General features: G+C 63.2%; 24 protein-coding genes. 10 read left to right on the top strand and 14 right to left on the bottom strand.

Annotated elements, in window-relative coordinates; translation table 11 throughout:
• Positions 1-5 precede the first annotated feature (5 nt).
• Both NTH_RS00275 and NTH_RS00270 read right to left on the bottom strand, forming a co-directional pair.
• Positions 6-1547 carry an ABC transporter substrate-binding protein gene (locus NTH_RS00275; RefSeq protein ID WP_338528116.1) on the bottom strand — a complete coding sequence of 514 codons (1542 nt, stop codon included), beginning with the start codon at positions 1545-1547 and terminating at the stop codon, positions 6-8.
• 92 nt (positions 1548-1639) lie between these two features.
• Positions 1640-3646 carry a CocE/NonD family hydrolase gene (locus NTH_RS00270; protein ID WP_338528115.1) on the bottom strand — a complete coding sequence of 669 codons (2007 nt, stop codon included), beginning with the start codon at positions 3644-3646 and terminating at the stop codon, positions 1640-1642.
• Between the two features lie 147 nt (positions 3647-3793).
• Here NTH_RS00270 and NTH_RS00265 point away from each other — a divergent pair, with 147 nt between their 5' ends.
• The 5 genes from NTH_RS00265 to NTH_RS00245 all read left to right on the top strand — a co-directional run bounded on the left by NTH_RS00265 (position 3794) and on the right by NTH_RS00245 (position 10467).
• Entirely contained in the window at positions 3794-4615 is an 822-nt protein-coding gene (locus NTH_RS00265; protein WP_338528114.1) for a helix-turn-helix domain-containing protein, read from the top strand.
• A 569-nt stretch (positions 4616-5184) separates the two neighbouring features.
• Entirely contained in the window at positions 5185-6768 is a 1584-nt protein-coding gene (locus NTH_RS00260) for a LuxR C-terminal-related transcriptional regulator (protein ID WP_338528113.1), read from the top strand.
• 102 nt (positions 6769-6870) lie between these two features.
• A complete protein-coding gene (locus NTH_RS00255; RefSeq protein WP_338528112.1) occupies positions 6871-8079 on the top strand; it encodes a flavin-containing monooxygenase in 1209 nt (402 codons plus the stop codon).
• A 433-nt stretch (positions 8080-8512) separates the two neighbouring features.
• Positions 8513-9529, top strand: a complete 1017-nt coding sequence (gene dusA, locus NTH_RS00250; protein ID WP_338528111.1) for a tRNA dihydrouridine(20/20a) synthase DusA — start codon at positions 8513-8515, stop codon at positions 9527-9529.
• Positions 9530-9645: 116 nt separating this feature from the next.
• Positions 9646-10467: a sulfite exporter TauE/SafE family protein gene (locus tag NTH_RS00245; RefSeq protein WP_338528110.1), complete on the top strand. Its 822-nt coding sequence runs from the start codon at positions 9646-9648 to the stop codon at positions 10465-10467.
• A gap of 100 nt (positions 10468-10567) precedes the next feature.
• On the opposite strand, the gene NTH_RS00240 is transcribed toward NTH_RS00245, so the two are convergent.
• Together NTH_RS00240 and NTH_RS00235 are read right to left on the bottom strand one after the other, a co-directional pair.
• Positions 10568-10846 (bottom strand): hypothetical protein, encoded by a 279-nt coding sequence (locus NTH_RS00240; protein WP_338528109.1) that lies wholly within the window; start codon positions 10844-10846, stop codon positions 10568-10570.
• Positions 10847-10849: 3 nt separating this feature from the next.
• Positions 10850-11080 carry a DUF1289 domain-containing protein gene (locus NTH_RS00235; protein ID WP_338528108.1) on the bottom strand — a complete coding sequence of 77 codons (231 nt, stop codon included), beginning with the start codon at positions 11078-11080 and terminating at the stop codon, positions 10850-10852.
• A 132-nt stretch (positions 11081-11212) separates the two neighbouring features.
• On the opposite strand from NTH_RS00235, the gene NTH_RS00230 reads away from it, so the two are divergent.
• Positions 11213-12187, top strand: coding sequence for a nicotinate-nucleotide--dimethylbenzimidazole phosphoribosyltransferase (locus tag NTH_RS00230; protein ID WP_338528107.1), 975 nt, complete (start codon positions 11213-11215; stop codon positions 12185-12187).
• A gap of 9 nt (positions 12188-12196) precedes the next feature.
• On the opposite strand, the gene NTH_RS00225 is transcribed toward NTH_RS00230, so the two are convergent.
• A complete protein-coding gene (locus tag NTH_RS00225) occupies positions 12197-13732 on the bottom strand; it encodes a sensor histidine kinase (protein WP_338531760.1) in 1536 nt (511 codons plus the stop codon).
• A 137-nt stretch (positions 13733-13869) separates the two neighbouring features.
• Between NTH_RS00225 and NTH_RS00220 the strand changes: the two genes are divergently transcribed.
• From NTH_RS00220 to NTH_RS00205, 4 genes are all read left to right on the top strand, one after another.
• Complete coding sequence (locus NTH_RS00220; protein ID WP_338528106.1) at positions 13870-14442, top strand: thermonuclease family protein; 573 nt, start codon at positions 13870-13872, stop codon at positions 14440-14442.
• Positions 14439-15050, top strand: a complete 612-nt coding sequence (locus tag NTH_RS00215) for a glutathione S-transferase (protein ID WP_338528105.1) — start codon at positions 14439-14441, stop codon at positions 15048-15050. The genes NTH_RS00220 and NTH_RS00215 overlap by 4 nt, the downstream gene beginning before the upstream one ends.
• A gap of 20 nt (positions 15051-15070) precedes the next feature.
• A complete protein-coding gene (locus tag NTH_RS00210) occupies positions 15071-15685 on the top strand; it encodes a uracil-DNA glycosylase family protein (protein ID WP_338528104.1) in 615 nt (204 codons plus the stop codon).
• Positions 15686-15785: 100 nt separating this feature from the next.
• Positions 15786-16277: an Lrp/AsnC family transcriptional regulator gene (locus tag NTH_RS00205; protein WP_265518733.1), complete on the top strand. Its 492-nt coding sequence runs from the start codon at positions 15786-15788 to the stop codon at positions 16275-16277.
• On the opposite strand, the gene NTH_RS00200 is transcribed toward NTH_RS00205, so the two are convergent.
• The 9 genes from NTH_RS00200 to NTH_RS00160 all read right to left on the bottom strand — a co-directional run bounded on the left by NTH_RS00200 (position 16235) and on the right by NTH_RS00160 (position 23846).
• Entirely contained in the window at positions 16235-16837 is a 603-nt protein-coding gene (locus NTH_RS00200) for a DUF3299 domain-containing protein (protein ID WP_338528103.1), read from the bottom strand. The genes NTH_RS00205 and NTH_RS00200 overlap by 43 nt on opposite strands.
• Positions 16838-16891: 54 nt before the next feature.
• A complete protein-coding gene (locus NTH_RS00195) occupies positions 16892-17467 on the bottom strand; it encodes a GNAT family N-acetyltransferase (RefSeq protein ID WP_338528102.1) in 576 nt (191 codons plus the stop codon).
• Between the two features lie 21 nt (positions 17468-17488).
• A complete protein-coding gene (locus NTH_RS00190; RefSeq protein WP_338528101.1) occupies positions 17489-18358 on the bottom strand; it encodes an NAD(P)-dependent oxidoreductase in 870 nt (289 codons plus the stop codon).
• 111 nt (positions 18359-18469) lie between these two features.
• Complete coding sequence (locus tag NTH_RS00185; protein WP_338528100.1) at positions 18470-19240, bottom strand: ABC transporter permease; 771 nt, start codon at positions 19238-19240, stop codon at positions 18470-18472.
• 59 nt (positions 19241-19299) lie between these two features.
• Positions 19300-20013, bottom strand: a complete 714-nt coding sequence (locus NTH_RS00180; protein ID WP_338528099.1) for an ABC transporter permease — start codon at positions 20011-20013, stop codon at positions 19300-19302.
• 276 nt (positions 20014-20289) lie between these two features.
• Positions 20290-21075 (bottom strand): ABC transporter substrate-binding protein, encoded by a 786-nt coding sequence (locus tag NTH_RS00175; RefSeq protein ID WP_338528098.1) that lies wholly within the window; start codon positions 21073-21075, stop codon positions 20290-20292.
• Positions 21076-21195: 120 nt separating this feature from the next.
• Positions 21196-21705, bottom strand: a complete 510-nt coding sequence (gene mobB / locus NTH_RS00170; RefSeq protein ID WP_338528097.1) for a molybdopterin-guanine dinucleotide biosynthesis protein B — start codon at positions 21703-21705, stop codon at positions 21196-21198.
• Positions 21702-22907, bottom strand: coding sequence for a multidrug effflux MFS transporter (locus NTH_RS00165; protein WP_338528096.1), 1206 nt, complete (start codon positions 22905-22907; stop codon positions 21702-21704). The genes mobB and NTH_RS00165 overlap by 4 nt, the downstream gene beginning before the upstream one ends.
• A gap of 18 nt (positions 22908-22925) precedes the next feature.
• Positions 22926-23846 carry a DMT family transporter gene (locus NTH_RS00160; protein WP_338528095.1) on the bottom strand — a complete coding sequence of 307 codons (921 nt, stop codon included), beginning with the start codon at positions 23844-23846 and terminating at the stop codon, positions 22926-22928.
• Between the last annotated feature and the right edge of the window lie 72 nt (positions 23847-23918).

Raw genomic sequence — 23918 nt, 5'->3', positions numbered from 1 at the left:
GCTCCTCAGGCCCGCTCGAAATATTTGTAGAGCGCAAAGCCGTCTGGCCGGACGGCGGGCTTGATGAAGTCGCGATGCATGACCGCGTTCACCTCATGCGTGATGAATCGGTAGGCGCCGGACTCCTCGAGAATGTCCTGCATCTCGCGATACATGGCGTCGCGCTTTTCAGGATTGGTTTCCCGCACGGCCTGCTTGTGCAGTTCGTCGTAGTGGGCATCGCTGAAGCGCTCCCAATTCCACTCGCCGACTTGATCCGTAGTGAACCACTGCGTCGCGTAATAGGGATCGGCCAGAGACGAAAAGCGATTGAGAATCAGCTGCACGTCCTTCCACTGGTCACCTTCCGACTCCATGCCAATCGTCCAGAACACGCCTGAATCGAGGATATTGATGTTGCAGGTAATACCGACATCCTGGAGATTGGCCTGGATGATCTGGGCGATTGTGGTGAAGGTGGCGGTGTTCCGGACCGTTAGCGTCAGCTCGAGCCCCTCGGCGCCGGCCTCGGCGAGCAGCGTACGGGCCTTCTCCGGATCGCCTTCCATCGGAACCAAGGTCTTGTCACGATGGCCCGGCAGGCCTGGAGCGATGATGCCGGTAGCCGCCGGAGCGACCCCAAAATAGGCCGCCTCTATGATCAAGGGGACGTTGATCGCGTTCTGCACCGCCTGACGCACGCGTTTGTCCTTCAGCTTTTCGTGCTCCGTGTTCATGCCGACCCAGACATAGAACAACGCCGGGTAGTCGGCGATCTTTGAATCGGCCGGCGGGTTGTCCTTGTAGCGCTGCAGGGAGGCCGCGCTCGGCTGGGTATAATCGATGTCCCGCGCCTCGAACGCAATCTCTCCGGCCTGCGGATCAGCAATCGGATGCAGATGGATTTCTTGGAAGGCGGGCTCTTCGCCAGTCCATGCTTCGTTGCGTTCAAGGATCGTCACCTCATTGGCACGCCATTCCTTGAGCTTATAGGGCCCGCCGAAGGCCTTGGGCGGATCCATCGTGAATTTGCCGCCGCCAGCGGCTTCGACCGCTTTTTTGGAGACGATGTGGCCGACGCCGTATGGCAGCGCTACCGTCCATAGCGGCTGGAACGGCTCCTTTAGCACGACGACACCGGAAAGCTTGTCCTCCACCTCCACATGGCTGAGGGGACCCCAGTCGCCCGCGACGGGAGATTCCAATGCCGGGTCGATCACACGTTCGAACGAGAACTTCACGTCCTCGGCGGTGATCTCGCCGAAATCGCCGCTCCAGCGCATTCCATCCTTCAGCTTGAACCGAATGTGAGTGTCGTCGATTTGCTCGATCGCCTCGGCTGCCTCAAGCTGCCATTCCCACTTGTCGCTGTTCGGCTTGTAGCTGATGAGCTTCGGATAGATCAGCCCCATCACATCCACGTTGTAGGCATTTTCGTAGATGGCCGGGTCGAGACGGTTAATGTCGTTATAGAGCCTAGCGCGCAGGATACCGTCATCTGCGGCGAAGGCGCGGACCACGCCGCTGGGCATAGCCGTAGTGGCGCCGAAGACCAGCGACGACAGCATGAAGCCGCGTCGCGTCATCCACATGGACTTCCTGGATTGAATGTTGGTCATACTCTCCTCCCTTGCCGGATCCCGGCGATGTTGACCGTAAACTAGACCCCCTGGCGGGGGATCGCGCGCTCCCATCGATTGCGATAGACTTCCTTCTCGTTCTCAAACGTCACCAGTTCGGCCTCGAGGTAGAAGGTGGTCGCATCCGAACGGATCGCGTGACTTGACTCCGTACGCACGCGCCATCCCTCACGCCCGGTTTCAGTCACCCAATCCGTCGACATTTCGGCCGACAACGGATTGTCGCGACGGATGGAATAGCGCTCGCGGCAGACCGAACGGAATTCGATCCCGTGAGCGGGTAGGCGCTTCAGCCCGGTATCGTCGGTACTTTCGATCGTAACCTCGCCGGTCAGTTGGTCGTGGCAGACACGACGCTCGGTGACCGGATCGCGCAGGAACTCGACATTGCCGATAGGCGGCAGTGGCGTCGGCGCGATCTCTACCGCCGGCTGCCCCCGATCCTTGCGCACAGGCAGGTCGATCCGGCTGCCTGCGGCCTCGACGGTGAGCGTCACCGGTTCCGGAGAGGGCCAGATCATTGGCCAATAGGTCGTGGAAATCGAAACCCTCAACCGGTGGCCTGCCGGCACCTTGTAGGCGATGTCATCCAAGGCGACGCGGGTAGTGAAGGCGCGGTTCGGCTCAAGCGGTTTCCAGCTTTGGTGGTCGTCGGAATGAGTGAGATTCAGCACGCCGACGCTGATGCGATGCGAAGCGCCGTCGGGAGCAACATGCGACAGGCGGACCGCGATGTTGGCCTGTGGCCGATCCACTGAAACCGTAAGGTTTACCGCCGGCGCGCCGAGCAAAACGAGCGGCTCTTCCAGCGGCTTTCCATCGAAGACGATCGAGCCCGCATCGTCCGGACGCTGGTCAACTGCAAGGTCGGGCCGGCCGACCTTGGGATAATAGCGTCCGCCCGTCAGGCCGACGGTCTGAGGCGAGCGCGCCACACGCGCTCCCTGACTTCCAGTTGCCTCGGCAAGTCGACCGTCTCCAGTGAAGAAGAGCGTCTGCTCTTCGACATTCGGCGACGGCCAAGACGGTTCGCTCACCCAGAACCCCTGCCGCTCATCGTTGCCTTCGCCGGTATCTGGCCCGTCCAGCACATATGCCCTCAAAGCGGGAAGTTCGATTTCACTCTTTTGCGCCAGCCAATGGTCCCACCAGCGTGCCATCTCGGCGATGAAGTCCATCGCCGGCCCGGGCACGCCTGCATTCGGATATTTGTGCCCCCACGGGCCGATCAGCCCGTAGGCAGGACTCTTCAAGCCGGCAAGCAGGCGCGGGATCGCGTTTGTGTAGGCATCGGCCCAGCCGCCGACAGCGAGAACCGGGATCGCGATCGCATCGAAGTCCTCACAGACCGAGCCGTGGCACCAGAATTCGTCCCGCTGCTGGTGCTCCAGCCAGTTGGCGGCGAGGAACGGCATGTTCTGCAGCCGTTCGAGCCACATTTCCCGCCAGCGCTCGCCGACCAGCAGCGGATCCGGCGGCCGCGACGAGTAGGCCATCATCGTCGCCGACCAGCCGAGATTGTCATTCAGCAGGCAGCCGCCGCGATAATGGATGTCGTCGGCGTAGCGGTCGTCGGTCGAACAGACTGTGATAATAGCCTTGAGCGCCGGCGGCCGAAGCGCCGCGATCTGCAAACCGTTGAAACCACCCCAGGAAATTCCGACCATGCCGACCCTGCCGTTGCACCAGGGTTGCCGCGCGATCCATTCAATCGCCTCGACACCATCGGAAAGTTCCTGCGGCAGATATTCATCGAGCATCAGCCCTTCGGATTCGCCGTTTCCGCGGATGTCGATGCGGACATACGCATAGCCGCGCGCGGCCATCTGTGGATGCATGCTCTCGTCCCGCAAGGCTGTATGATCGCGCTTCCGGTACGGGATATATTCGATAATCGCGGGCACGGGACTATTCGCGGCATCCACCGGCATCCACATCCGTGCCGCGAGGTGGCAGCCGTCGGCAAGCGGTATCCAGAAATTCTCTATTTCGGTCGTCTGCCTGAGCGGCGCTGCGTGCACGTTCATCTGGATTTCTGGTCCTCGCCTGGACTTTCAGGAAAGCAGTTGATCCCAGCGATCATGAATGGGCAATTTCGCGTCTTGTCACTCTTTTTAGCCAATTGAAGCTGTGATAGCGTCAAGTCGCTTACACTATTCTTGGGAGCGGTTGCGGTGGAGGACGGAAATTTCGCGCGAAACCTCGAGCTTTTGTGCAGCTATTACAGCTCTGTGTCCGAGGTATGTCGCCGGCTTGGCATCAACCGCCAGCAATTCAATAAATACCTTGCCGGGCGGGCGATGCCGTCGCGTCACAACCTGCGGCGCATCTGCGACTTCTTTAGCGTGGAGGAGGCGGAAATCCTTCTGCCGAGCCGGCGGTTTGCCGACATCATCGAACTGCGTCCGCAGCGTCGGAGAACGACGGCCGACCACGCGACACACATCGATCATCTTGAAGCCTTGCGTCAGATAGGAGGCAACAAGCTCGACGCCTATCTCGGCTACTACTACCGTTATTTCTACTCCTACGGATTTCCGGGAATGATCGTAAAGTCGCTGTTCGGTCTCTTCCGTAAGGGCGACATCTACTACTCCAAGAACTTAGGCATCCTCTCTGAGAAGCCTACGGAGCGGCGCCATGCGATCCGCTTCAAATATCTCGGCCTGCCGCTTCTCGTGAACGACCGAATCTTCCTTTTGGAATATGAATCGGTATTGCGCGACATCGTTTCGGAGACGATCCTCTATCCCGCCTACCGCCGCATCGACCTATTACTTGGCGTCCAATGCACTCTCGCAGGGCGACGCAGCCGCGAGCCCGCTGCCGGAAAGGTGGTGTTCGAGTTCCTCGGGCGAGACATTCAAATCCGACGCGCATTGCGAAGCTGTGGACTTTTTAGGCACGATGGTGACGAGGTGGCTCCGGCTATCAAGGCTCGCCTTGATAATCACATCGCTGACGATGCATTCGTTCTCCTGGTCTCGGAAAGCTGAATCACTGCCGGGCGAGCAGAACCACTCTTCTTATGTGGTCCTGCTTCAGCTAAGCAAATTCGGTTGACCGGCACGATCTGGAGGTGTGTACGATCAATGTCGGAGAACTGAGCAGTAGCGGCCATTGTTATCCGGAGGACCGAACGGCTTCTCCTGGCGCGACCACGACCTACGGCATGGTCACCGCAATGTCCGTTTTCCGGCAATGGTAATGCTGAGTTCAACGGCCGAGATGGGGGCGCGTTGCGGACAGTGGCGATCGGGGCCGACAGCGGACTAGCAGGCTGTGATTGTCAGAAGCTGATCTTCAGGCTTCGTGGTCGGTGTCGAGGCAGCCAGATCCAACCGCGGCATTCACAGAGCGCGCCGACAAGAGCGGTTTCTCGCGCGGCCCCGGCTGTCCCTTCGCTCCTCGACCATCCTGTAACCGCTGAGGCTATCCTCATACAAGTTTCTGCATCCCGGAACCCTGGTGTATATTTGTCCGGGAGATGCCACAGAACCTGCGTGAAACCCTTAGGGCTGCGAAGGACGCCTACAGCGAAGGCGCCTGGGCGGACGCGACCGAATTGTTTCTGACCGCGGATGCGGAGTCGGAGCTCGGGGCCGACGATCTTGAGGCGCTGGTCTGGGCCGCGGGGATTTCGGCCCAGGATCGCGTCATGCTCGACGGGCTGGAGCGGCTCTACGGGCATTACGCCGCCGACGAGAACCATGTGGAATGCGCGCGCACAGCATTTTGGAGCGGATTGCGGAACATGCTGATCGGAGAGGTCGGACTGGGATCCGGCTGGCTCCAGCGCGCCGCGAAACATGCCGAACAGACCGCGCCTGATTGCGTGCAACGCGGCTATCTGCTCCTGCCTCAAATCTACATGCAACGGGGAAAAGGCGACTACGAAGCGGCGATCGAACTTGCCGACAAGGCAATCGCCATCGGAGAAAATGGAGAAGACCCGGACCTGATCGCCTTGGCCGGCAGCCTGAAGGGCGGTATCCTTTTCCGGCTCGGGCGGATCGGCGAGGGTTATGTCCCTATCGACGAGGCGATGCTGCTGGCCAACAGCCGGCGGCTTTCGCCAGTGGTATGCGGCGTCGTCTATTGCGAGATCGTCGCCTCCTGCTGCCGTGTTCTTGAAATGGTCCGCGCGCGCGAATGGACTGCGATCCTCACCGAATGGTGCCGGCGCAATCCCCAGGCCAAGGCGTTCAACGGTGTCTGCAAGGTGCACCGGGCCGAGGTGCTGCAGCTCGAAGGCAACTGGAGCGAAGCCTTCGCGGAGGCCGAGCGCGCGGGCAATGGCCTGAGTGGCACGACCGAGCACACCGCCATGGCCAACGCCGCCTACCGGCGCGGCGAAATCCTGCGCCTGCGCGGTGAGTTCGACAAATCCGATGCCGAGTATCGTCTGGCTGGAGAAATCGGGGTGGACCCGCAGCCCGGACTGGCGCTGCTGCGCCTCGCACAGGGCCGGCGCGAGGAGGCGCTTGCCGGGATTCGGCGCGCTTTGGAAACGGCCGGCGACATGCCCCGGAAGGCTGCACTGCTGCCTGCGGGCATCGAGATATTCATCGCCTGCGGCGCTCTGGACGAGGCCGAACGGCTTTGCGGTGAAGTGTCGGACATCGCGGAGCGCTTCGGGACGGAAATCCTCGCCCGCGTGGCCGATCAGGGACACGCCTCGCTGGCGCTGGCGCGCGGCCAGTTCGGCGACGCCGTGCCTGCGCTCACCCGTGCCCGGCGCTACTGGTCGGAATTCGGCGCGCCCTATCTCGTTGCGCGCCTGCGCGTCGACATCGCGCGCGCATGTGCGGAGTTCGGCGACGTCGAAAGTGCCGAAAGGGAGTTCGACGCTGCCGAGAAAATCTTCGAGGATCTCGGCGCGGCACCCGACCTGGCGCGAATACCCAAGTTGCGGGCCGGGTTGAAGGCGGCGAGAGCGGACAATCTGACGGCGCGCGAACGGCAGGTGCTGGCGCTGGTCGCCGACGGCGGCACCAACCGCGAGATCGCGGACGAACTCAAACTCAGCCCCAAGACAGTCAATCGCCACCTCGAGAACATTTTCGGCAAGCTCGGGGTTTCCTCGCGCGCGGCCGCTGTCGCGAAGGGCCTGCAGTCAGGGTCGATCGACTCGCGCCGGAATGGGTAGAACGCCCCATTCGATATAAATGCGTCGTGGGTCATCCTCACGATGAAAGGCCGCCGGTCGAAGACCTAAGCTCGTCTCCACAACGACGACAGGAGAAGAGCCATGGCTAGCACACGCACGACCGACAGCGCCCACATCGAACGCCATCCGGCGGACCTGGTAGAGACGGGCAACCTGCTCAGAACTCAACCCGACACGTTTCCGGCGGCATCGTCCCGGGAAACGGCCGAATCCAGACCCGAGCGTCACGATGTCGTGGTGATCGGCGCCGGCCAGGCGGGATTATCCGTCGGTTACCACCTTAAGCGGAAACGCATCGATCACGTCATCCTTGAGGGTGCGCCCCGCGTTGGCGACGTCTGGCGCAATCGCTGGGACTCGCTGCGCCTCTTCACCCCGGCGAAGTTCGACTCGCTCGACGGCTATCGCTTCCCGGCGCACAAGGACACCTTCCCCACCAAGGACGAGATGGCGGACTACCTCGAAGCATATGCCGTGAAGTTCGACCTGCCGGTGCGGGTGAACGAGCCGGTCGAGCGGCTGTACAAGGCGAACGGCCGCTTCCGCCTGGAAACCACGGACCGCGTCTATGAGGCGGACCGCGTGGTTGTCGCGGCGGCAAGCTATCAGAAGCCGCGCCTGCCGGCCTTCGCCAACGATTTGGACGAGCAGGTTTTCCAGATGCACTCGCACGAATACAGGAACTCTGCCCAGGTTCCGGACGGACCGGTGCTGCTGGTCGGTGCCGGCAATTCGGGCGCCGAGATCGCAATGGACCTGGCCAGAACGCACCAGGTGTATCTGTCAGGGCGCAACGTCGGGCACATTCCGTTCGACATCGCCGGCTTCATGGGGCGCAAGCTCCTGGTTCGCCTGGTCATTCGCGGCATTTTTCACCGCGTCCTCACCATGCGCACACCCATGGGACGCAAGTTCCGTTCGAAGATGCACGGGCACGGCATGCCGCTGATCCGGACACGTCCGGGCCAGATCGAGCGCGCCGGCGTGCGGCGCATCGGCAAGATCACCGCAATCAGGGACGGCAAGGCGGTCTCCGACGACGGCAAGGCCGTGCCTTTCGAGAGCGTGATCTGGTGCACCGGCTTCCACTCCGGCTTCGACTGGATCGACCTGCCGGTCCTGGACGACCACGGCGAGCCGCGCCAGCGGTTCGGCAAGGCGACCGACATGGACGGGCTCTACTTCGCCGGGCTTCATTTCCAGTACGCGGTGTCCTCCACGATGGTCGCCGGCGTCGGCCGCGATGCTGAGCGCGTTGCGGGCTGGATCGCCGCCGCAAGGAAGGGTTGACGTCGGCGCGACCGGCGTCCCGCTGAAACAAGCGCGGAAGATGGCATCTTTGATCGCGCGGTAGCACCGCAGCCCCGGTCACCGCCTCGGAAGGAAGACTGTGCATTGTGCCCGAGCACCCTGGGTCCGGCTGACTGCCGCGATGCTGATTGCGAGCGCCCGTTCGGCGCGGCAGTGCACAAGCCGCGGCTCAGCAACTGACAAACGACCGCTTTGGGGATCGTCAGGCACTTGCCGGAATGACCGATATGGGGGCGCGAAGCGGACGCTGTGAGCAATAATGTAGCCCGATTGACGCTTTGGATCGGGAGCTGATCGATTTTGACGAGTGTCTCTTCCGCTTGGACTATTTTGGTGTCAACAGACTGGCGGGGGAGGGGGACGACGGTTATATCTGGCACGGGCATCTGAAAGGTGCATTGGAGCAGAAATATTGTCAGGACGAGTGCGCGCGGATACGAATTATTCACGGCTGTGGTTTGCCGTCGCCCCGATGATGGACTGGACGGACCGGCATTGCCGGTTCTTTCATCGCCAGCTTACGCGGCGGGCGCTGCTTTATACCGAGATGGTGGTTGCGGATGCGGTGATCCATGGGGACCGGGGGCGGGTCCTGGGATTTGATGCCTGCGAGCATCCGGTTGCGGTGCAGCTTGGGGGAAGCGACGCGGCCAAGCTGGCGGAGGCGGCGCGGGTGGCCGCCGATTTCGGCTATGACGAGATCAATCTGAATGTCGGCTGTCCGTCCGACCGGGTGCAGTCCGGGACTTTCGGCGCATGCCTAATGAAGGAGCCGGAAACGGTGGCGCGCGGCGTTGCGGCCATGAAACGGGCGGTCGAGGTGCCCGTCACCGTCAAATGCCGGCTGGGCGTGGACGATCAGGATCCCGAGGTCGCGCTCGACCGTCTGGCGGATATGGCATTCGAAGCGGGCGCGGACGCCCTTTGGGTGCATGCCCGCAAGGCCTGGCTGGAAGGGCTGAGCCCGCGCGAGAACCGCGACATTCCACCGCTCGACTATGATCGGGTCTACCGGCTGAAGCAGCGGCTGAGCGGGCGCTTCATCGGCGTCAACGGCGGTATCGGGAGCATCGAAGACGCGCTCACGCATCTCAAAAAGGCCGACGGCGCGATGATCGGCCGCGCCGCCTATCATATGCCGGCAATCCTGGCCGCGGCGGACGCAGAGGTGTATCGCGATGCGGGTCCATCCGTCGATCTTGGTGACGTCATCCGGACAATGGCCCTTTATGCCGGAAGGCATATAGCGGCCGGCGGCAGGCTTTCCCATGTCACCAGGCACATGACCGGGCTGTTCCACGGCCTGCCGGGCGCGCGGCGCTATCGCCAGATACTGTCGACGGAGGCAACGCGTCCGAATGCCGGCCCCGAGGTTCTCGTCAAGGCTTTCGCCGCGGTCGAGGACGCCGTGTCGCAGCAGGCGGCATAGGACAGGGCGGCGGCAGTCCTTGCCGGTGTTTTCCTCATCTATCGGTCGGCGGCCGTTTCCCCTTGCGCGGAAAATACTATAGCCACTGGCGCTGAACAGGACGGGGAATTGCCGGCATGGATGTGCCCGCGGGCGAAATAGTCACCTTTGCCTTGGCAATCGCCTCGGCGGGCGTCGTGGCCGGCCTTTTGGCCGGCTTGTTCGGCATCGGCGGCGGCGCGGTGCTGGTACCGGTGTTCTACCAGGTATTCGGCTTGCTCGGCGTCGACGAAGCCGTGGCGATGCATCTGTCGGTGGGCTCGTCCCTCGCAATCATCGTGCCGACCTCGCTGCGTTCCTGCCGGGCCCATTTCCTGCGTGGCGCGGTGGATATGGCGCTCCTTCGCAGCTTCGTCTTCGCCGTTCCGGCGGGCGTCGTCGCGGCATCACTGGTGACAGCAGTGATCTCCGACGCAGGCTTGCGTGCGATCTTCGCAGCGATCATCTTCCTCATCGGCATCAAGCTGATCTTCAACCGCACGGGCTGGACAATCGCAAATGAGTTGCCAGGCAACCCCGTGCGTTCCATCGTCGGCTTCGTCATCGGGTTCCTGTCGACGCTGATCGGCATCGGCGGCGGCATCCTGAACAATACCTTCATGACACTGTTCGGCCGGCCCATGCACCAGGCGGTGGCAACGTCGTCGGGCGTCGGCGTGCTGATCTCCATTCCTGGATTTCTCGGCTATGTCTGGGCCGGATGGGGCGCCCCGCAATTGCCGCCGGGCTCGACCGGATTCGTCAACTGGATCGCGGTGGCGCTGGTCATTCCGATAACGCTGGCCGTCGCGCCGCTGGGCGTGCGGATCGCCCACGCGCTGGACAAGCGTCATCTGGAGATCAGCTTCGGCCTGTTCGCGGTTTTCGTCGCCGGCCGCTTCTTCTGGAGCCTGATCTAGGGTCAGGAAAAGTGGACGCCGGTTTTCGGTCCGGAACTGCGTGAAATCAAACGGTCAGATCAGTTCAGCGCTTCTGTGAGACGATGGGCTGATCTGGTGCTCAGAGCCCGACCCATGCCGCAAGGTCGAGGCGGTATGCATACAAAACGCTCAGGATCAGGATGAGCAGCGCCCAGAAGGCGAGGTCTCTCAGCATGTTGCCGCGCCGGTAGTAATGGCCGGCGAGGCCGACGATCAGCACCGAGACCCACAGGCTGAGATAGAGCAGCGAGGCGAAGATGTCGTTCTGCAGGCCGAAGACGCGGCCGCCGTCGTGATTGACAATCAGCAGGGCAAGGCCGATGCCGAGGATGGCGAGCGCAATCCACAATATCTGCATCTTTCACCCTTCGTTCTCCTCCCGCAACCGCGCCATGCGGCGTCTGCGGGTTTCGCGGCGCGGCTTGCGCTCGACCGTTTCCAGCCTTGCCGGCAGATCAGCCATGACGCCGCGCCTTTGGGCCGGGTTCATGGCCGTCCACGAGGCGATCTCCTCGCGCGTGCGGCCGCAGCCGAAACAGTAGCCGGTCTTGGTATCGATGGAGCATACGAGGATGCAGGGCGATTCGATCATGTTGCCAGACTAGCAGCTTCTCATCAGAGGCATGTGGGCGACGTGGAGGATCAATGCAACCCCAACGGCCGGGAGCCATTGCCTTGCCGCGCCCCGGCCGCTATGCCCCTGGCGGATCCTGGAGAACTCCGCATGACTGCCACCGGCCTGCCTTTCGACGACATCCGCAATCTGCTGCGCGAACTGCCGCCGGTCGATGAAGATGCGGCCGGCCGTGTTCGCGCATCGTTGCGGACGGGAGGCGGAGAGGGTCGGCTGGGCCGGCTGCCCGATCTGGCCGCCTGGTACTCGGCAGCGACCGGCCGGGCGCCGGGACTTGTCGCCCGTCCCTCGGTTGCGCTTTTTGCCGGCACCCACGGCGTATCGGCAAGGCTTGGCATAGATCGTCCCGCCGCATCGCTGCTGGAGCTGGTGGAAGAGATCGCATCGGGGGCAGCGCCGGTGAGCCAGCTGTGCGGCGCCAACGATCTGGGCCTTGACGTCTTCGACCTGGCGCTCGAGGTGCCGGTGGGCGACATCACCATTGAGGCCGCTCTCGAAGAGCGGGATTGCGCTGCGACCATCGCTTTTGGAATGGAGGCCGTGGCCAGCGGGGCCGATCTTCTGTGCCTCGGCACGGTGGGCGCCCAGGCGGATGTTTCGGCGCTGGCGCTGCTTCGGGCGCTCCGAACGGGGGCGGACGGCGCTGCGGAAGCCGCGCCTGAGGAGACGGCGCTTGCCGAAGAGGCGCTGGCGGCTCATGCCGGCTATCTGGGGGAGCCGCTCGAAGCGTTGCGCAGGCTCGGCGGCCGCGAGATCTCGGCGCTGGCGGGCGCGATACTCGCAGCCCGCACGCAAAAGGTGGCCGTGGTGCTGGACGGTCTGCCGGCGCTCGCGGCGGCCGCGGTTCTTCGTGGTCTCAATCCGGCGGCGCTCGATCATTGCCTGCTTGCCGATAGTGGCTTCTCGAACGAGGGCGGGTTCGAGGCCCTCCTGCCTCCGCCCGTGTGCCATTCGGGCACGCGGGATCCGGCGGGCCTGGTGCTGGCGGCCGGCATGATCAAGTCGGCATGCAAGGTCGCTAGCGGGGCCGCCGAGGTGGCGCAGAGGCAGACCGCCGCCTCCTGATGCGGCTTTTCAAGCGCGAACGCGCCTCGGCACTGCCGGCTGCTGTTGCTGACGCGGCATCGCCGGAAGCTCTTCCATGACCCGCGAGGCAGGAAATGCGACGATTGCCTCGGTACCCTCGCGCAGCTTCGATTTGAGATCGAACTGGCCGCCGTGAAGACTGGTCAGCCCCTGCACGATCGGCAGGCCGAGGCCGGTCCCCTGTTCGGCGCTCTTGATCGCGATCGATCCCTGGCCGAAGGCGGCAAGCACGACCGGTATCTCGTCTTGCGGAATGCCGGGTCCGTTGTCGCGAACCGCCAGATATTGCCCGCCGCCGACGGTCCAGCCGACGCGCACGCGGATTTCGCCGCCGCTGGGCGTGAACTTGACCGCGTTGGAGAGCAGGTTGAGCATGATCTGCCTTATAGCGCGTTCGTCGGCCACCATTGGCGGCAGGGCAGGCTCGATCTGCTGAACGAGGCGGATGCCCTTGGCGTGCAGCTTGAGCTCAACCATGCGGCAGCTTTCCTGCACAATAGCAGCGAGCAGGATCGGCTCCTCGTTGAGCTGATAGCGCCCCGCCTCGATCCGGGAAAGGTCGAGGATCTCGTTAATCAGGTCCAGCAGGTGCTGGCCCGACTCGTGCACGTCATTGGCATATTCGCGGTAGGTATCGTTCTGGATCGGTCCCAGAACTTCCTTGGCCATGACCTCCGAGAATCCGAGGATAGCGTTGAGCGGCGTGCGCAGTTCGTGGCTCATCGAGGCCAGGAAGCGGGATTTGGCCAGGTTGGCCTCCTCGGCGCGCCGCCGCGCCTCATCCGACATCGCCTTGGCGGTTTCCAATTCGGCGATAAGGCTGTCTTTTTCGCTGCGAAACGACAAGAGCGTGACGGCGGCCTGGTTGCGGTGATGGGAGACATAGGCAAAGAACGGCAGCGAGATCGTCAGCAGTCCCGCCATGATGGTTTGTATGGAAAGGGTCGGGCCGGCGAAGAGCCAGACGAACACTCCCACCGGCAGGGCGAAGGCGACGATGACGGCGCCGCGGAGGGAGGCGGCGATGAGCGCGGTCGCGGCTATCGCCATGAGCAGGACGATTGCAAGGATCAGCGGCATCTGGTCGACGCTCCAGGAGGAGCGGCCGAGCGAAACGAGCCAGGCCCAGCCGATGCCGCTTACGAAATAGAGGATGAGCAGAAGGCGCTGGGTAGCGGGCGCGTCGATGTCGGAAACCTGGGCCCGGTCCGTGCGGCGCGCCAGAAGGTAGAGGCCGGCATAGCTGCAGGCGGTCGGCAGCGCCCAGCCGGCAAGGGCGAAATCCATGCCGACCGAGAGGCCTACTGCGGCTATCAGCAGCGCCATGGCCAGCACGGCCGGCCCGCTGTTGATAATGGCGCGGGCGTGGATCTTGAGCATCTCGCGCTCGAAATCCGGGCTGCCTATGCGCTGGGAAAGACGGTCGCGCGTTTTGCGCACCGCGCGCGCCACCTCGCTGTTGCGATGCGGCTTTCTACGGTCCACAATGAATTTGTCCGCTGTATGGTTGCTGCCGGGCCCCATAGGCTGCTTCAATTTCCCGCCTTGTTGCCGGCAGGGTAACTTTTAATGATTAAGAGACCCTTCACCGTATGAGTGTGCGCCGGAGCGCAAGGCGTCGCAGAAGGCGAAGCGGATGGCGGCGCTATGGCGATTGGCTTGTGGCCCTCGCCTTGCTGGCGGCCGTCGCGTTCGTCTCGGCGCGGCTCGAGCGGATCGCGACGCGGGAATATTCGGGACCGGTGCGGGTCATGGATGGCGACAGCCTGAGAGTTTCGGCGGAAAACATCCGGCTACGCGGCATCGATGCGCCGGAACTCGATCAGCAATGCTCGCTCGATGGAAGGTCCTATGCCTGCGGACGTAGCGCCCGGGCGGCTCTGAGCGAACTCGTGCAGGGTCGCCGCGTCATCTGCGAGGGGTGGGAGTTCGACCGATATGATCGGCTTCTGGCGCGATGCACGACGGAGGCAGGCGACCTGGCGCAAAGGATGGTGGAATCGGGATGGGCAATCTCCTACGGTGATTTCCGTGCCGAGGAAGCGCGGGCACGGGCTCTCCGCCGGGGTCTGTGGGCCGGCTCCTTCGACGAGCCGAGGGAGTGGCGGGCGCTCGACCGGGATGGGGTGAACGAACAACCCCACGACTGGTTCGGCCGGATCGCCGGTTTCCTGCGGCAATTGCTCGGATACGGCCGGTCCGCGGACACGGCAGATACGAAGGGGGACCGATGAAGCTTTACGATGGAGGCAGGGCGCCCAATCCGCGCAGGGTGCGCATCTTCTTGCACGAGAAGGGCATCGTCGTGCCCACGGTGCCGGTCGACATGGGCGCGCTGGAGCACAAGGGGCCGCAGATCAGCGCGCTCAATCCCATGCGGCGGCTGCCGGTGCTGGAACTCGACGATGGCACCTGCCTCACCGAGACCGTCGCCATCTGCCGCTATTTCGAGGAACTCAACCCGCAGCCTCCGCTGTTCGGAGAGGGGGCGCTCGGGCGGGCGAGGGTGGAGATGTGGCAAAGACGGGTCGAACTCCATCTCTTCATGCCGGTCGCCGCCGCATTCCGTCATCTGCACCCTGCGATGAAGGAATGGGAGGTGCCTCAGGTGCCCGAATGGGGCGAGGCGAACAAGCCGAAGGCAAGGGAGTTCCTGAAATTTCTCGACGAGGAGCTCGCCGGCAGGCAGTTCGTCGCCGGGGACCGCTACACGATCGCCGACATCACCGCGCTGGTGAGCGTGGATTTCATGAAACCGGCCCGTATTGATATTCCGGATGGGCTCGACCATCTGATGCGCTGGTATCACACAGTGGCGGGCCGTCCGAGCGCGAAGGCGTGAACGGCCCTACTTGACGGCACATGAGCGGTAATCTGGACGATCTGCTGGAGGCAATACGAGCCTGCCGGTATTGCAAAGACAACGCGCAGGGCAAAAGCCTGCCGCACGAGCCGCGGCCCGTGGTCGTCGGCTCGCGCACGGCGCGTGTCCTGATTGCCGGGCAGGCGCCCGGCACACGCGTTCACGCATCGGGCATCCCCTTCGACGACCGCTCGGGCGATCGGCTTCGCGACTGGCTGGGGGTGGGGCGCGAGACGTTCTACGATCCGGATATATTTGCGTTTGCGCCGATGGGCTTCTGCTTCCCCGGGCATGACTCCAAGGGCGGCGACCTGCCGCCAAGGCGGGAGTGCGCACCGCTGTGGCGCAGCCGGCTGATGGCCGCAATGCCGCAAGTCGATCTGGTTCTGACCATCGGCCAATACGCCCAGGCCTGGCATCTGGGCGATCTCAGGCGCAAGACGCTGACCGACACGGTGCGGGACTGGCGCGGGATCTATGAGCGTTCGAGCAAGCCGAAGGTCCTGCCGCTGCCTCATCCTTCATGGCGAAATACCGGATGGCTGAAAAAGAATCCGTGGTTCGAGACGGAACTGCTGCCGGTCCTGCGCGCGGACATCGCTCGGCGGATTTAACGGAGCGGTTCAGCGGCCTTCAACTGCCGTCAAGAATATTTTTCTTGCAAACACCTTATGTCGGCCTCATTTTGGAATTTCATTCTAAGGAGTCTTAAGCATGGACCGTCTCGACCGCAAAATCTTGCGCCTGCTCCAGGAAAACGCAACGCTGGCGGTGGCCGACATCGCCAAAAAGGTCGGCCTGTCGACGACGCCGTGCTGGCGGCGCATCCAGAAGCTGGAGGAGGAGGGTGTCATCCGCCGCCGCGTCGCGGTGCTGGATCCGGTCAAGGTCAATGCGCGGGTGACCGTTTTCGTCTCGATCCGGACCAATGCGCACAGCCACGAATGGCTCAAGCGCTTCGCGGAGGTGATCAAGGAGTTTCCCGAAGTGGTGGAGTTCTACCGCATGAGCGGCGATGTCGACTATCTGCTGCGCGTGGTGGTGCCGGATATCGCCGCCTATGACGCGTTCTACAAGCGATTGATCTCCAAGATCGAGATAAGGGACGTGTCCTCGACATTTGCGATGGAGCAGATCAAATACACGACGGAACTGCCGCTCGACTATCTGGTGCTGGACAAGGAGCCCGCCGGGTCTGCCGCTTGAGTGCCCGCCGGATGCGGATTGTCGATGAAAGACCAGGGCGAGCGGCCTTCTGCCCGCGATGGCGTGGCGTCTGAGATCGCGGCGGGCGCGACCTGTGCCAGGCGGATCGTGTAGCCCGATTCCACCACGGCGGGGCCATCGAGGATGAAGAGTTGCGTCTTCTCCAGCCCCGGCGTCAGCCTGCCGGTCACCGACACCGGCTCGTAGTTCATCGAGAGCCGATAGGGCCTTTCAGGCACCACGCGCACGATCTGGGCCGGCGGCGGTTGGGTCATATGGCTGCAGGCGCCGCGGCGGGGCACCAGCATGAACGAATAGACCAGTTCGCCCTCGCGGTCGGCCGGCAGCAGATAGCCGGAGAGCTCGACCGTCTTTCCGCCAAGTTCTGTGGCGAGGGCAGGGGGTGTTGCGGTAGATGCAGGGCTCATCTTCCTCCAGCCCGGGGAGCCACCGGCAGGCAACAGGTCGCTCCAGCCAACCCGCAGGCTTTCGGCAGCTACTCCAGAAGCCGGGAGGAGCGTGGCCAGTATGGCGGCCGACAACCAAATGGGCATGTTCATTTGCCGCTCTCCGCGTTTCCTGCTTTCCGAGTAGAATTCCGGTTTGCAGCCAGGTCAAGCCGAACTTCCGCTTCGGGCGGTTGCTCCTGCGGATCTGTCGAGACGCATGACGTGGCGGCGCGACCCCGCCATGCCCGTCTCGCGGAAGCCGCGCGCGGCAAACATGTCTCGAAAGCCCATGAACCGGTAGCTCGGCGATCCTGGATCCACCGGGTAGGCCTCGACCGTTGTTGCGCCCGAGGCGAAAGCGTGTTCCACCGCCGCCTCGAGGAGGGCGGACGCAATCTTCTTCCGGCGCTGGGCACTTCGGACGAAGAAGCAGACAATGGACCATACCCCTTCCTCGGCCTCGTCCTGTTGCGGCGAGAGCTTGCGCAGGCTGTTGCGCGGGGCGACGGAGCACCAGCCGACCGGCTCATCCTCCGAATAGGCCAGCATCCCCACCGGTGTGCCGTTGCGGACAAGCGACTCCATCGCCCGTTTTCTGTCGGCGTTGGTGGCAGACTGCCGCTCCGGCATGTGCCGCCATGCCATGCACCAGCAATATTTCGGCGCACCGGGTGTTTCGAACAGCGCCTCGAAATCGGTCCACGTCCTGGCAGTGACCGGGGCAAAACGAAGGGCGGTCACAGGCTTCTTCCTCGATCCTCGCTATCTCTCCAGCCTCGCCAGCAGCGAAGACGTGTCCCAGCGTTTGCCGCCCATCTCCTGCACTTCCTTGTAAAACTGGTCTACGAGCGCGGCGACCGGCAGCTTGGCGCCGTTGTTGTTGGCTTCGGTCAGGCAGATGCCGAGATCCTTGCGCATCCAGTCGACGGCAAAACCGAAATCGTACTCGCCCTTGTTCATGGTCTTGTAGCGGTTTTCCATCTGCCAGGAGCCGGCCGCACCCTTCGAGATGACCTCGATTACGTTTTCGATGTCGAGGCCCGCTTTCTTGCCGAAATGAATTCCTTCGGCCAGGCCCTGCACCAGCCCGGCAATGCAAATCTGGTTGATCATCTTGGTAAGCTGTCCGGCACCGGCGGGCCCCATGAGGCCGACCATACGGGCATAGGCTTCGATCACCGGCTTTGCCCTGTCGAAAACGGCCCGGTCGCCGCCGCACATGACCGTCAGGACGCCATTCTCCGCGCCGGCCTGGCCGCCTGAGACCGGGGCGTCAATGAAGCCGAAATCCTTCCGCGCCGCGGCATCGGCCAGTTCGCGCGCAATATCGGCAGAGGCGGTCGTATTGTCGATGAACACCGCACCGGGCTTGATGGCGCCGAAGGCGCCGTCGCCGCCGAGCGTCACCGAGCGCAAATCGTCGTCATTGCCGACGCAAGAGAACACGAAATCCTTGCCGTCGGCCGCCTCGGCCGGCGTGGGAGCGGAGGCGCCGCCATGTTCGGCCACCCACTTTTCGGCCTTGGCCTGCGTGCGATTATAGACCGTGACTTCATGGCCGCCGCGGTTCTTCAAATGCGCGGCCATGGGGTATCCCATGACCCCCAGTCCGATGAATGCTACCTTCGCCATGGCGCTACCTCCTCGTTCGACATGCACGGGCCGATCATGATACGCAGCATCGCGATCCAGCCCATCATTATGCTTTTGCGTGATCTTTCGCGTCGGATCACGCCATGAAGATCAGCGGATCAGGTGGCGTGTCAAGCGCCGTTCGATCCGGTCTATGCCCCTGCGCAGCATCTCGACGATGGTCAGATAGATGAGCGCAGCCCAGATATAGGTCTGGAAATCGAAGGTGCGCGCATAGGCGCGGCGCGTTTCGCCCATCAGGTCATAGACGGTGATGATGGCGACGATCGCCGAGCCCTTGATCATGAGCACGATCTCGTTGCCATAGGGGCGCAGGGCGACCAGCAGTGCCTGGGGGACTATGATCATGCGTATGGTCTGGAGGCGCGAAAGGCCGAGCGCGGAGGCCGCTTCCCACTGCCCCCGTCCGACGCTCTGGATGGCGCCGCGCAGGATTTCGGCCTGGTAGGCGGCCGTGTTCAGCGCAAAGGCGAAGACGGCGCAGTTCCATGCGTCGCGGAAGAACCCCCACAGTCCCACGGCCTGCAATTCCTCGCGAAACGAGCCAAGGCCGTAATAGACGAGGAAGGTTTGAGCCAGGAGCGGCGTGCCGCGAAAGAAATAGACATAGCCGTAAGCGAGTGCCGCAATCAGCCGGTTCCGGGAGTTGCGCCCGAGCGCGATCGGCACCGAAAGCAGGGCCCCCGCTAAAACCGATAGCGTGACCAGCTTGATCGTTACCCAAAGGCCCGAGGCGTATCGCGGCAGGTAGCGCTGGAAAAGCTCGGGGTTCCACGACGAGATCAGGAAAAGCACGATGCCGAGGCCGAGGACCGCCCATAGGGAGATCAACGCGATGCCGAGCGCGCGAGCGCGCGTCATCCTTCGCGCCGGCGGCGGCGGCGGCGAATCCTCGGTTACGACGGCTGGGCGCACGGCGCTCATCGCGGCGCCCCGCCGGCCGAAACCCTGCGCTCGATCGCCGAAAGGACGATGGAGGACAGCATCGCCAGCACGAGATAGAGCAGACAGGCAATGCCGAAGAACAGGAACGCCTCCTTGGTCACGCGGGATGCGATGCCTGTCTGCCGCAATATATCGGAAAGTCCGATTACCGATACGAGCGCGGTCTCCTTCAAAAGGATGAGCCAGAGATTGGAGAGGCCCGGCAGTGCGACGCGGATAAGCTGGGGCAGGATGACGAAACGCATGGTAAGCCAGCGCGACAGGCCGATGGCATAGGCCCCTTCATATTGTCCCGCCGGTATGGCGCGGAAGGCGGACAGGAAGACCTCGCTCGCATAGGAAGAGAACACCGCGCCCAGTGCCACCATTCCGGCGACAAAGGCGTTGATCTCGATGCCGCCCGTGCCGCCCAGGAGGTGCCAGAGTTGCTGGACGCCGATCTGCGCGCCGTAATAGACGAGGAAGAGGGTGAGCAGTTCCGGCAGTCCGCGGAATATGGTCGTGTAGATGTTGGCGGCCAGCCGGAGCGCCGCATCCTGCGAACGCTTTCCAAGGGCAACGGTGAAACCGACGACAAGGCCGAAGGGAAGCGTTGCCAGCGCCAGCGATATTGTGACCAGCACGCCTGCCGCAATGTCGTCGCCCCAGCCCTCGCGGCCAAAGCTGAGAAGGGTCAAGACCCTGTCCATGAGGCTCCCCAAGGCATTTTTCGACGGGAGGGGATCCGCCGCGATCCACCCGGCCGCATTCACATTCGGCGCTGGGCTGCCCGAAAGCCCGGGCGCCCCTTTACGCTTCTAGAGCAGTTCCAGGGCAAGTGGAAAGCGGGTTTCCGTCCGGAACTGCTTTAAATCAAATAGTTAGATCAATTCAGCGTTTCCGTGAAACCGTGAACTGATACAGCAGGATACAGTGGAGCAAGTGAAAGCGCGGCGGGCCGGTCCCGCCGCGCTCTGGGGGCGCGCTTACTCTCCGTACGCGTCGAAGCTGAAATACTTGTCGTTGATTTCCTTGTAGGTACCATCTTCACGGATGGCCTTGATGGCGGCGTTCAGCTTTTCGCGCAGTTCGTCCTCGCCTTTGCGGACGGCGATGCCGATGCCTTCGCCGTAGATTTCCTCGACCGGCGTCAGCGTGTCCAGAACCTTGCAGCACTCGCCGTCGGGCGTACCCAACCATTCCTCGAGCACGATCACATCGTCGATGACGGCATCCAGACGGCCGTTCGCCATGTCCAGCTTGTATTCCTCGGCAGTCGGATAGGCTTTGATCTCGGCGTCGGGAAAGGTCGTCTCGGCGAACTGGGCGTGGGTCGTGGCGGCCTGGGCGCCGATCACCTTGCCTTCCAGTTGCTCGGGCGTGGCCGACGTGATGTCCGAATCCTTCGGCACCACAAGCGCCGGCGGCGTATTATAGTACTTGTCGGTGAAATCGACCTGCTCCTTGCGCTCCTCGGTAATCGACATGGAAGCGACGATGGCGTCGAACTTGCCGGCCTGAAGCGCTGGGATGATGCCGTCCCAATCCTGGGTAACGAACTCGCACTCGGCGTTCATTTCCTCGCACAGCGCCTTGGCGATGTCGATGTCGAAGCCTTCCAGCTCGCCGGCTGCGTTGAGGTTGTTGAAGGGGGGATACGCCCCCTCGGTGCCGATCTTGAGCTGCATCTTCTCCTGCGCGCCGGCCGCACCCATCGTGGCGGCCAGGGCCAAAGCCGAAAGACCCAGCGCGATACGCCTTGAAACCTTCATGAATGTTCCTCTCTGTCTTGCTTGTCCCCGGGCATTTGTCTTGCAATCGCCGGGTTTGAGCAGCGATATTCCCACTCTTTGAAACAAAATTGCAACCGTAAAACTGCGGTCCCGGATCCCTCAGCCACGCTTCATGCCCAGATATTGCTGGATGAAATCGGCGATGCCGGCGATGTCGTCACGGGAGAAGGCGGGAACCGGTTCTTCAGCGGTTCCGGTGTGGGAGGCGATGGCGACGACCGAGGAAACCCGGTTGGCGATGGGGACGGCGCCCGTGGCGGGGCCGCGGCATTCGATCTTGGGATGCGGCTCCTTCTTGTAGCCTTCCACCAGCACGATGTCGGCCGGTGCCAGTTTTGCCAGCATCGCCTCAAGCGGAGGCTCGTCCTCGTCGCCCAATTCGTGCATCAGCGCCCAGCGGCGCGCTGAAACGACCGCGGTTTCCGTGGCGCCGGCGGCACGGTGGCGGAAGGAGTCGCTGCCTGGCTTGTCGATGTCGAAACCGTGATGGGCATGTTTGACCGTCGCCACCCGCAGGCCCCGCGCGGCGAATTCGGAGACGAGCCGTTCGGTCAGCGTGGTCTTGCCGGAATTCTTCCAGCCGGCAATGCCGAAGACATGGCGGTTCATAGGCTCTCCATCTTGCGAGCGACGTGAATGACGTAAAGGGTGGCCAGCACGCCCGCAATGGATGAGAAGAACATGACGAAAAGCAGCGGGTATGGGCCTGATCCGGGGGCGAGCAGGGCGCCGGCGACCACCGACAGCACCGCACCACCGCCGATCTGCAGCGCGCCGCCAAGCCCCGAAGCGGTCCCAGCCAGATGGGGCCGTACGCTGACGATGCCGGCGGTGGCGTTGGGCAGCGTGACGCCATTGCCGATGCCGACGAAGAAAGTCGGGCCGAAAAGGGCAAGCGGGTGGTAGAGGCCAGCGGCGAACAGGCCGATCGACAGGGCCATCCCCACGGCTGACACAAGGTTGCCGGCCAGCATCATGGGATGGATGCCGACGACCCGCGAAAACCGTCCGGAAATGAAGTTGCCGAGCATATAGCCGAAGGTGATCAGCACGAAATACATGCCGTACTGCGAAGGAGACAGGTTCAACTGCACCGTTGCCACGAAGGGCCCTCCGCCCAGAAAGGCGAAAAAGGCGCCGGAAGTGAAGGCGGCGGTGGCCGCATAGCCCCAGAAGCGGCGGGAGCGGAAAAGTTCGGGATAGTTCCTCAACTGGCTGGACATGGATGCAGAGCGGCTGTGATTGGTCTCGCCGAGGTCGAGCCAGACCACGGCAAAGGCCAGAACGCCGAAGGCCAGCATCAGGTGGAACGTGGCCTGCCAGCCATAAAGCTCGTCGAGGAAGCCGCCGATCAACGGGCCGATCATCGGGGCGACGGTCATGCCCATCGTTATGTAGCCGATGCGGCTCGCGGCCTCGTCGGTCCCGACCGTGTCACGCACGATGGCCCGCGACAGCACCATTCCGGCTGCGGCGAATGCCTGAAGGACACGGCAGACCAGAAAGATCTCGATGGTCGGCGCATAGGTCGCGGCAAAGGTGCTCGCGATGAAGATCGCAAAGCTTGCCAGCATGACCGGCCTGCGTCCGAACCGGTCGGAGGCCGGGCCGATGCCGAGCTGGAGAATGGCGGTCGCCACGAGGTAAAGCGAGACCGCGAGCTGGACGATGCCGTAGTCCGCCTCGAAGTACTCGGCCATGCCGGGCAGGGACGGCAGGAAGACGTTCATGGCGACGGCCGCGGTGGCGGCCGCCATCACGAGGGTCAGAATGTGCGGCGGGGTCGTGCGATCTAAGCTGCGGACCGACATGCTGTTTCTTTCTCCGCCCTACACGCCGTCGGGCGCCATGCCCGGCCCGGTGCTGTGGACGATGGGCGTTTTCCTCGCAACGACCTGCTCGCGGTACAGGGCGTAAAGCCCCGAGGCCACGACGATCGCCGCTCCTGCAAGCATCATCAGATCAGGAATGTCGCCAAAGATTACAAGGCCCAGCAGAATGGCCCACAGCAGCCCCGTGTAGCGAAACGGAGCCATGAAGGAGACGTCCCCCTCGCGCATGGCCATGATGATGAACTGGTAGCCGAAGATCAGGAAAACGGCGGCAGCCAGAAGCAGGGAAACGTTCGCGAAGGTGAGCGGCGACCAGCCGCCGAAAGGCCCGATCAGAGCCGCTCCGCATATGGAGACCGCGATCGAGGTGGCGATGGATACCAGCGCCGTGGGCGTGGTGCCGGGGATCTGCCTCGTGGCAAGGTCGCGCACCATGCAGAAGCCGACCGCGGCGAGCGCCAGCAACGACCAGCCGCTGAAACCTTCCAGCCCGGGGCGAACGATGATCATGACGCCGGCGAAACCGACCGCGATGGCGGCCCATCTGCGCCAGCCGACGGGCTCGCCGTAGAAAAGCGCCGCACCCATGGTGACGGCGAGCGGCAGGGCCTGGAGGACAGCGTGAACATTAGCGATGGGAAGCCGCATGAGCGCCGTCAGGAACGTCACAGTGGCCGCGACCTCGCAAACCATGCGCAGGAAAACGCTTGGATGGCGGAGCCCGCCGAGCCTGGAGAATGCGCCGGTGCGCCAGACGAGCAGCGCCAGCAGGATGGTGGCAAAGACGCCGCGCACGAGCATGATCTGGCCCATGTTCATACCCTGCGAGGCCAGCTTGGCAAAAGCATCGTTGATGGTGAAGCCGGCCATCGAGACCGACATGAAAAGCGCACCACGCAGATTGGGAGAAAGAGCCACGCGCACCCCGTCGGCAGAATTGATCAGGATGGCTTATTATTTTCGGGCGCGCCTGGCAATCGGTCCAGCGGC

The sequence above is a fragment of the Nitratireductor thuwali genome (assembly GCF_036621415.1).
GTDB lineage: Bacteria > Pseudomonadota > Alphaproteobacteria > Rhizobiales > Rhizobiaceae > Chelativorans > Chelativorans thuwali.
The sequence above is the reverse complement of the archived record's forward strand: the minus strand, read 5'-3'. Positions and strand labels throughout refer to the sequence as shown.

Coding starts and splice junctions, on each gene's coding strand:
- NTH_RS00275 (WP_338528116.1), bottom strand. CDS start 1,547: ATGCTGTCGTCGCTGGTCTTCGGCGCCACTACGGCTATGCCCAGCGGC.
- NTH_RS00270 (WP_338528115.1), bottom strand. CDS start 3,646: ATGAACGTGCACGCAGCGCCGCTCAGGCAGACGACCGAAATAGAGAAT.
- NTH_RS00255 (WP_338528112.1), top strand. CDS start 6,871: ATGGCTAGCACACGCACGACCGACAGCGCCCACATCGAACGCCATCCG.
- NTH_RS00245 (WP_338528110.1), top strand. CDS start 9,646: ATGGATGTGCCCGCGGGCGAAATAGTCACCTTTGCCTTGGCAATCGCC.
- NTH_RS00240 (WP_338528109.1), bottom strand. CDS start 10,846: ATGCAGATATTGTGGATTGCGCTCGCCATCCTCGGCATCGGCCTTGCC.
- NTH_RS00235 (WP_338528108.1), bottom strand. CDS start 11,080: ATGATCGAATCGCCCTGCATCCTCGTATGCTCCATCGATACCAAGACC.
- NTH_RS00230 (WP_338528107.1), top strand. CDS start 11,213: ATGACTGCCACCGGCCTGCCTTTCGACGACATCCGCAATCTGCTGCGC.
- NTH_RS00225 (WP_338531760.1), bottom strand. CDS start 13,732: ATGGGGCCCGGCAGCAACCATACAGCGGACAAATTCATTGTGGACCGT.
- NTH_RS00215 (WP_338528105.1), top strand. CDS start 14,439: ATGAAGCTTTACGATGGAGGCAGGGCGCCCAATCCGCGCAGGGTGCGC.
- NTH_RS00210 (WP_338528104.1), top strand. CDS start 15,071: ATGAGCGGTAATCTGGACGATCTGCTGGAGGCAATACGAGCCTGCCGG.
- NTH_RS00205 (WP_265518733.1), top strand. CDS start 15,786: ATGGACCGTCTCGACCGCAAAATCTTGCGCCTGCTCCAGGAAAACGCA.
- NTH_RS00200 (WP_338528103.1), bottom strand. CDS start 16,837: ATGAACATGCCCATTTGGTTGTCGGCCGCCATACTGGCCACGCTCCTC.
- NTH_RS00190 (WP_338528101.1), bottom strand. CDS start 18,358: ATGGCGAAGGTAGCATTCATCGGACTGGGGGTCATGGGATACCCCATG.
- NTH_RS00185 (WP_338528100.1), bottom strand. CDS start 19,240: ATGACGCGCGCTCGCGCGCTCGGCATCGCGTTGATCTCCCTATGGGCG.
- NTH_RS00180 (WP_338528099.1), bottom strand. CDS start 20,013: ATGGACAGGGTCTTGACCCTTCTCAGCTTTGGCCGCGAGGGCTGGGGC.
- NTH_RS00175 (WP_338528098.1), bottom strand. CDS start 21,075: ATGAAGGTTTCAAGGCGTATCGCGCTGGGTCTTTCGGCTTTGGCCCTG.
- mobB (WP_338528097.1), bottom strand. CDS start 21,705: ATGAACCGCCATGTCTTCGGCATTGCCGGCTGGAAGAATTCCGGCAAG.
- NTH_RS00165 (WP_338528096.1), bottom strand. CDS start 22,907: ATGTCGGTCCGCAGCTTAGATCGCACGACCCCGCCGCACATTCTGACC.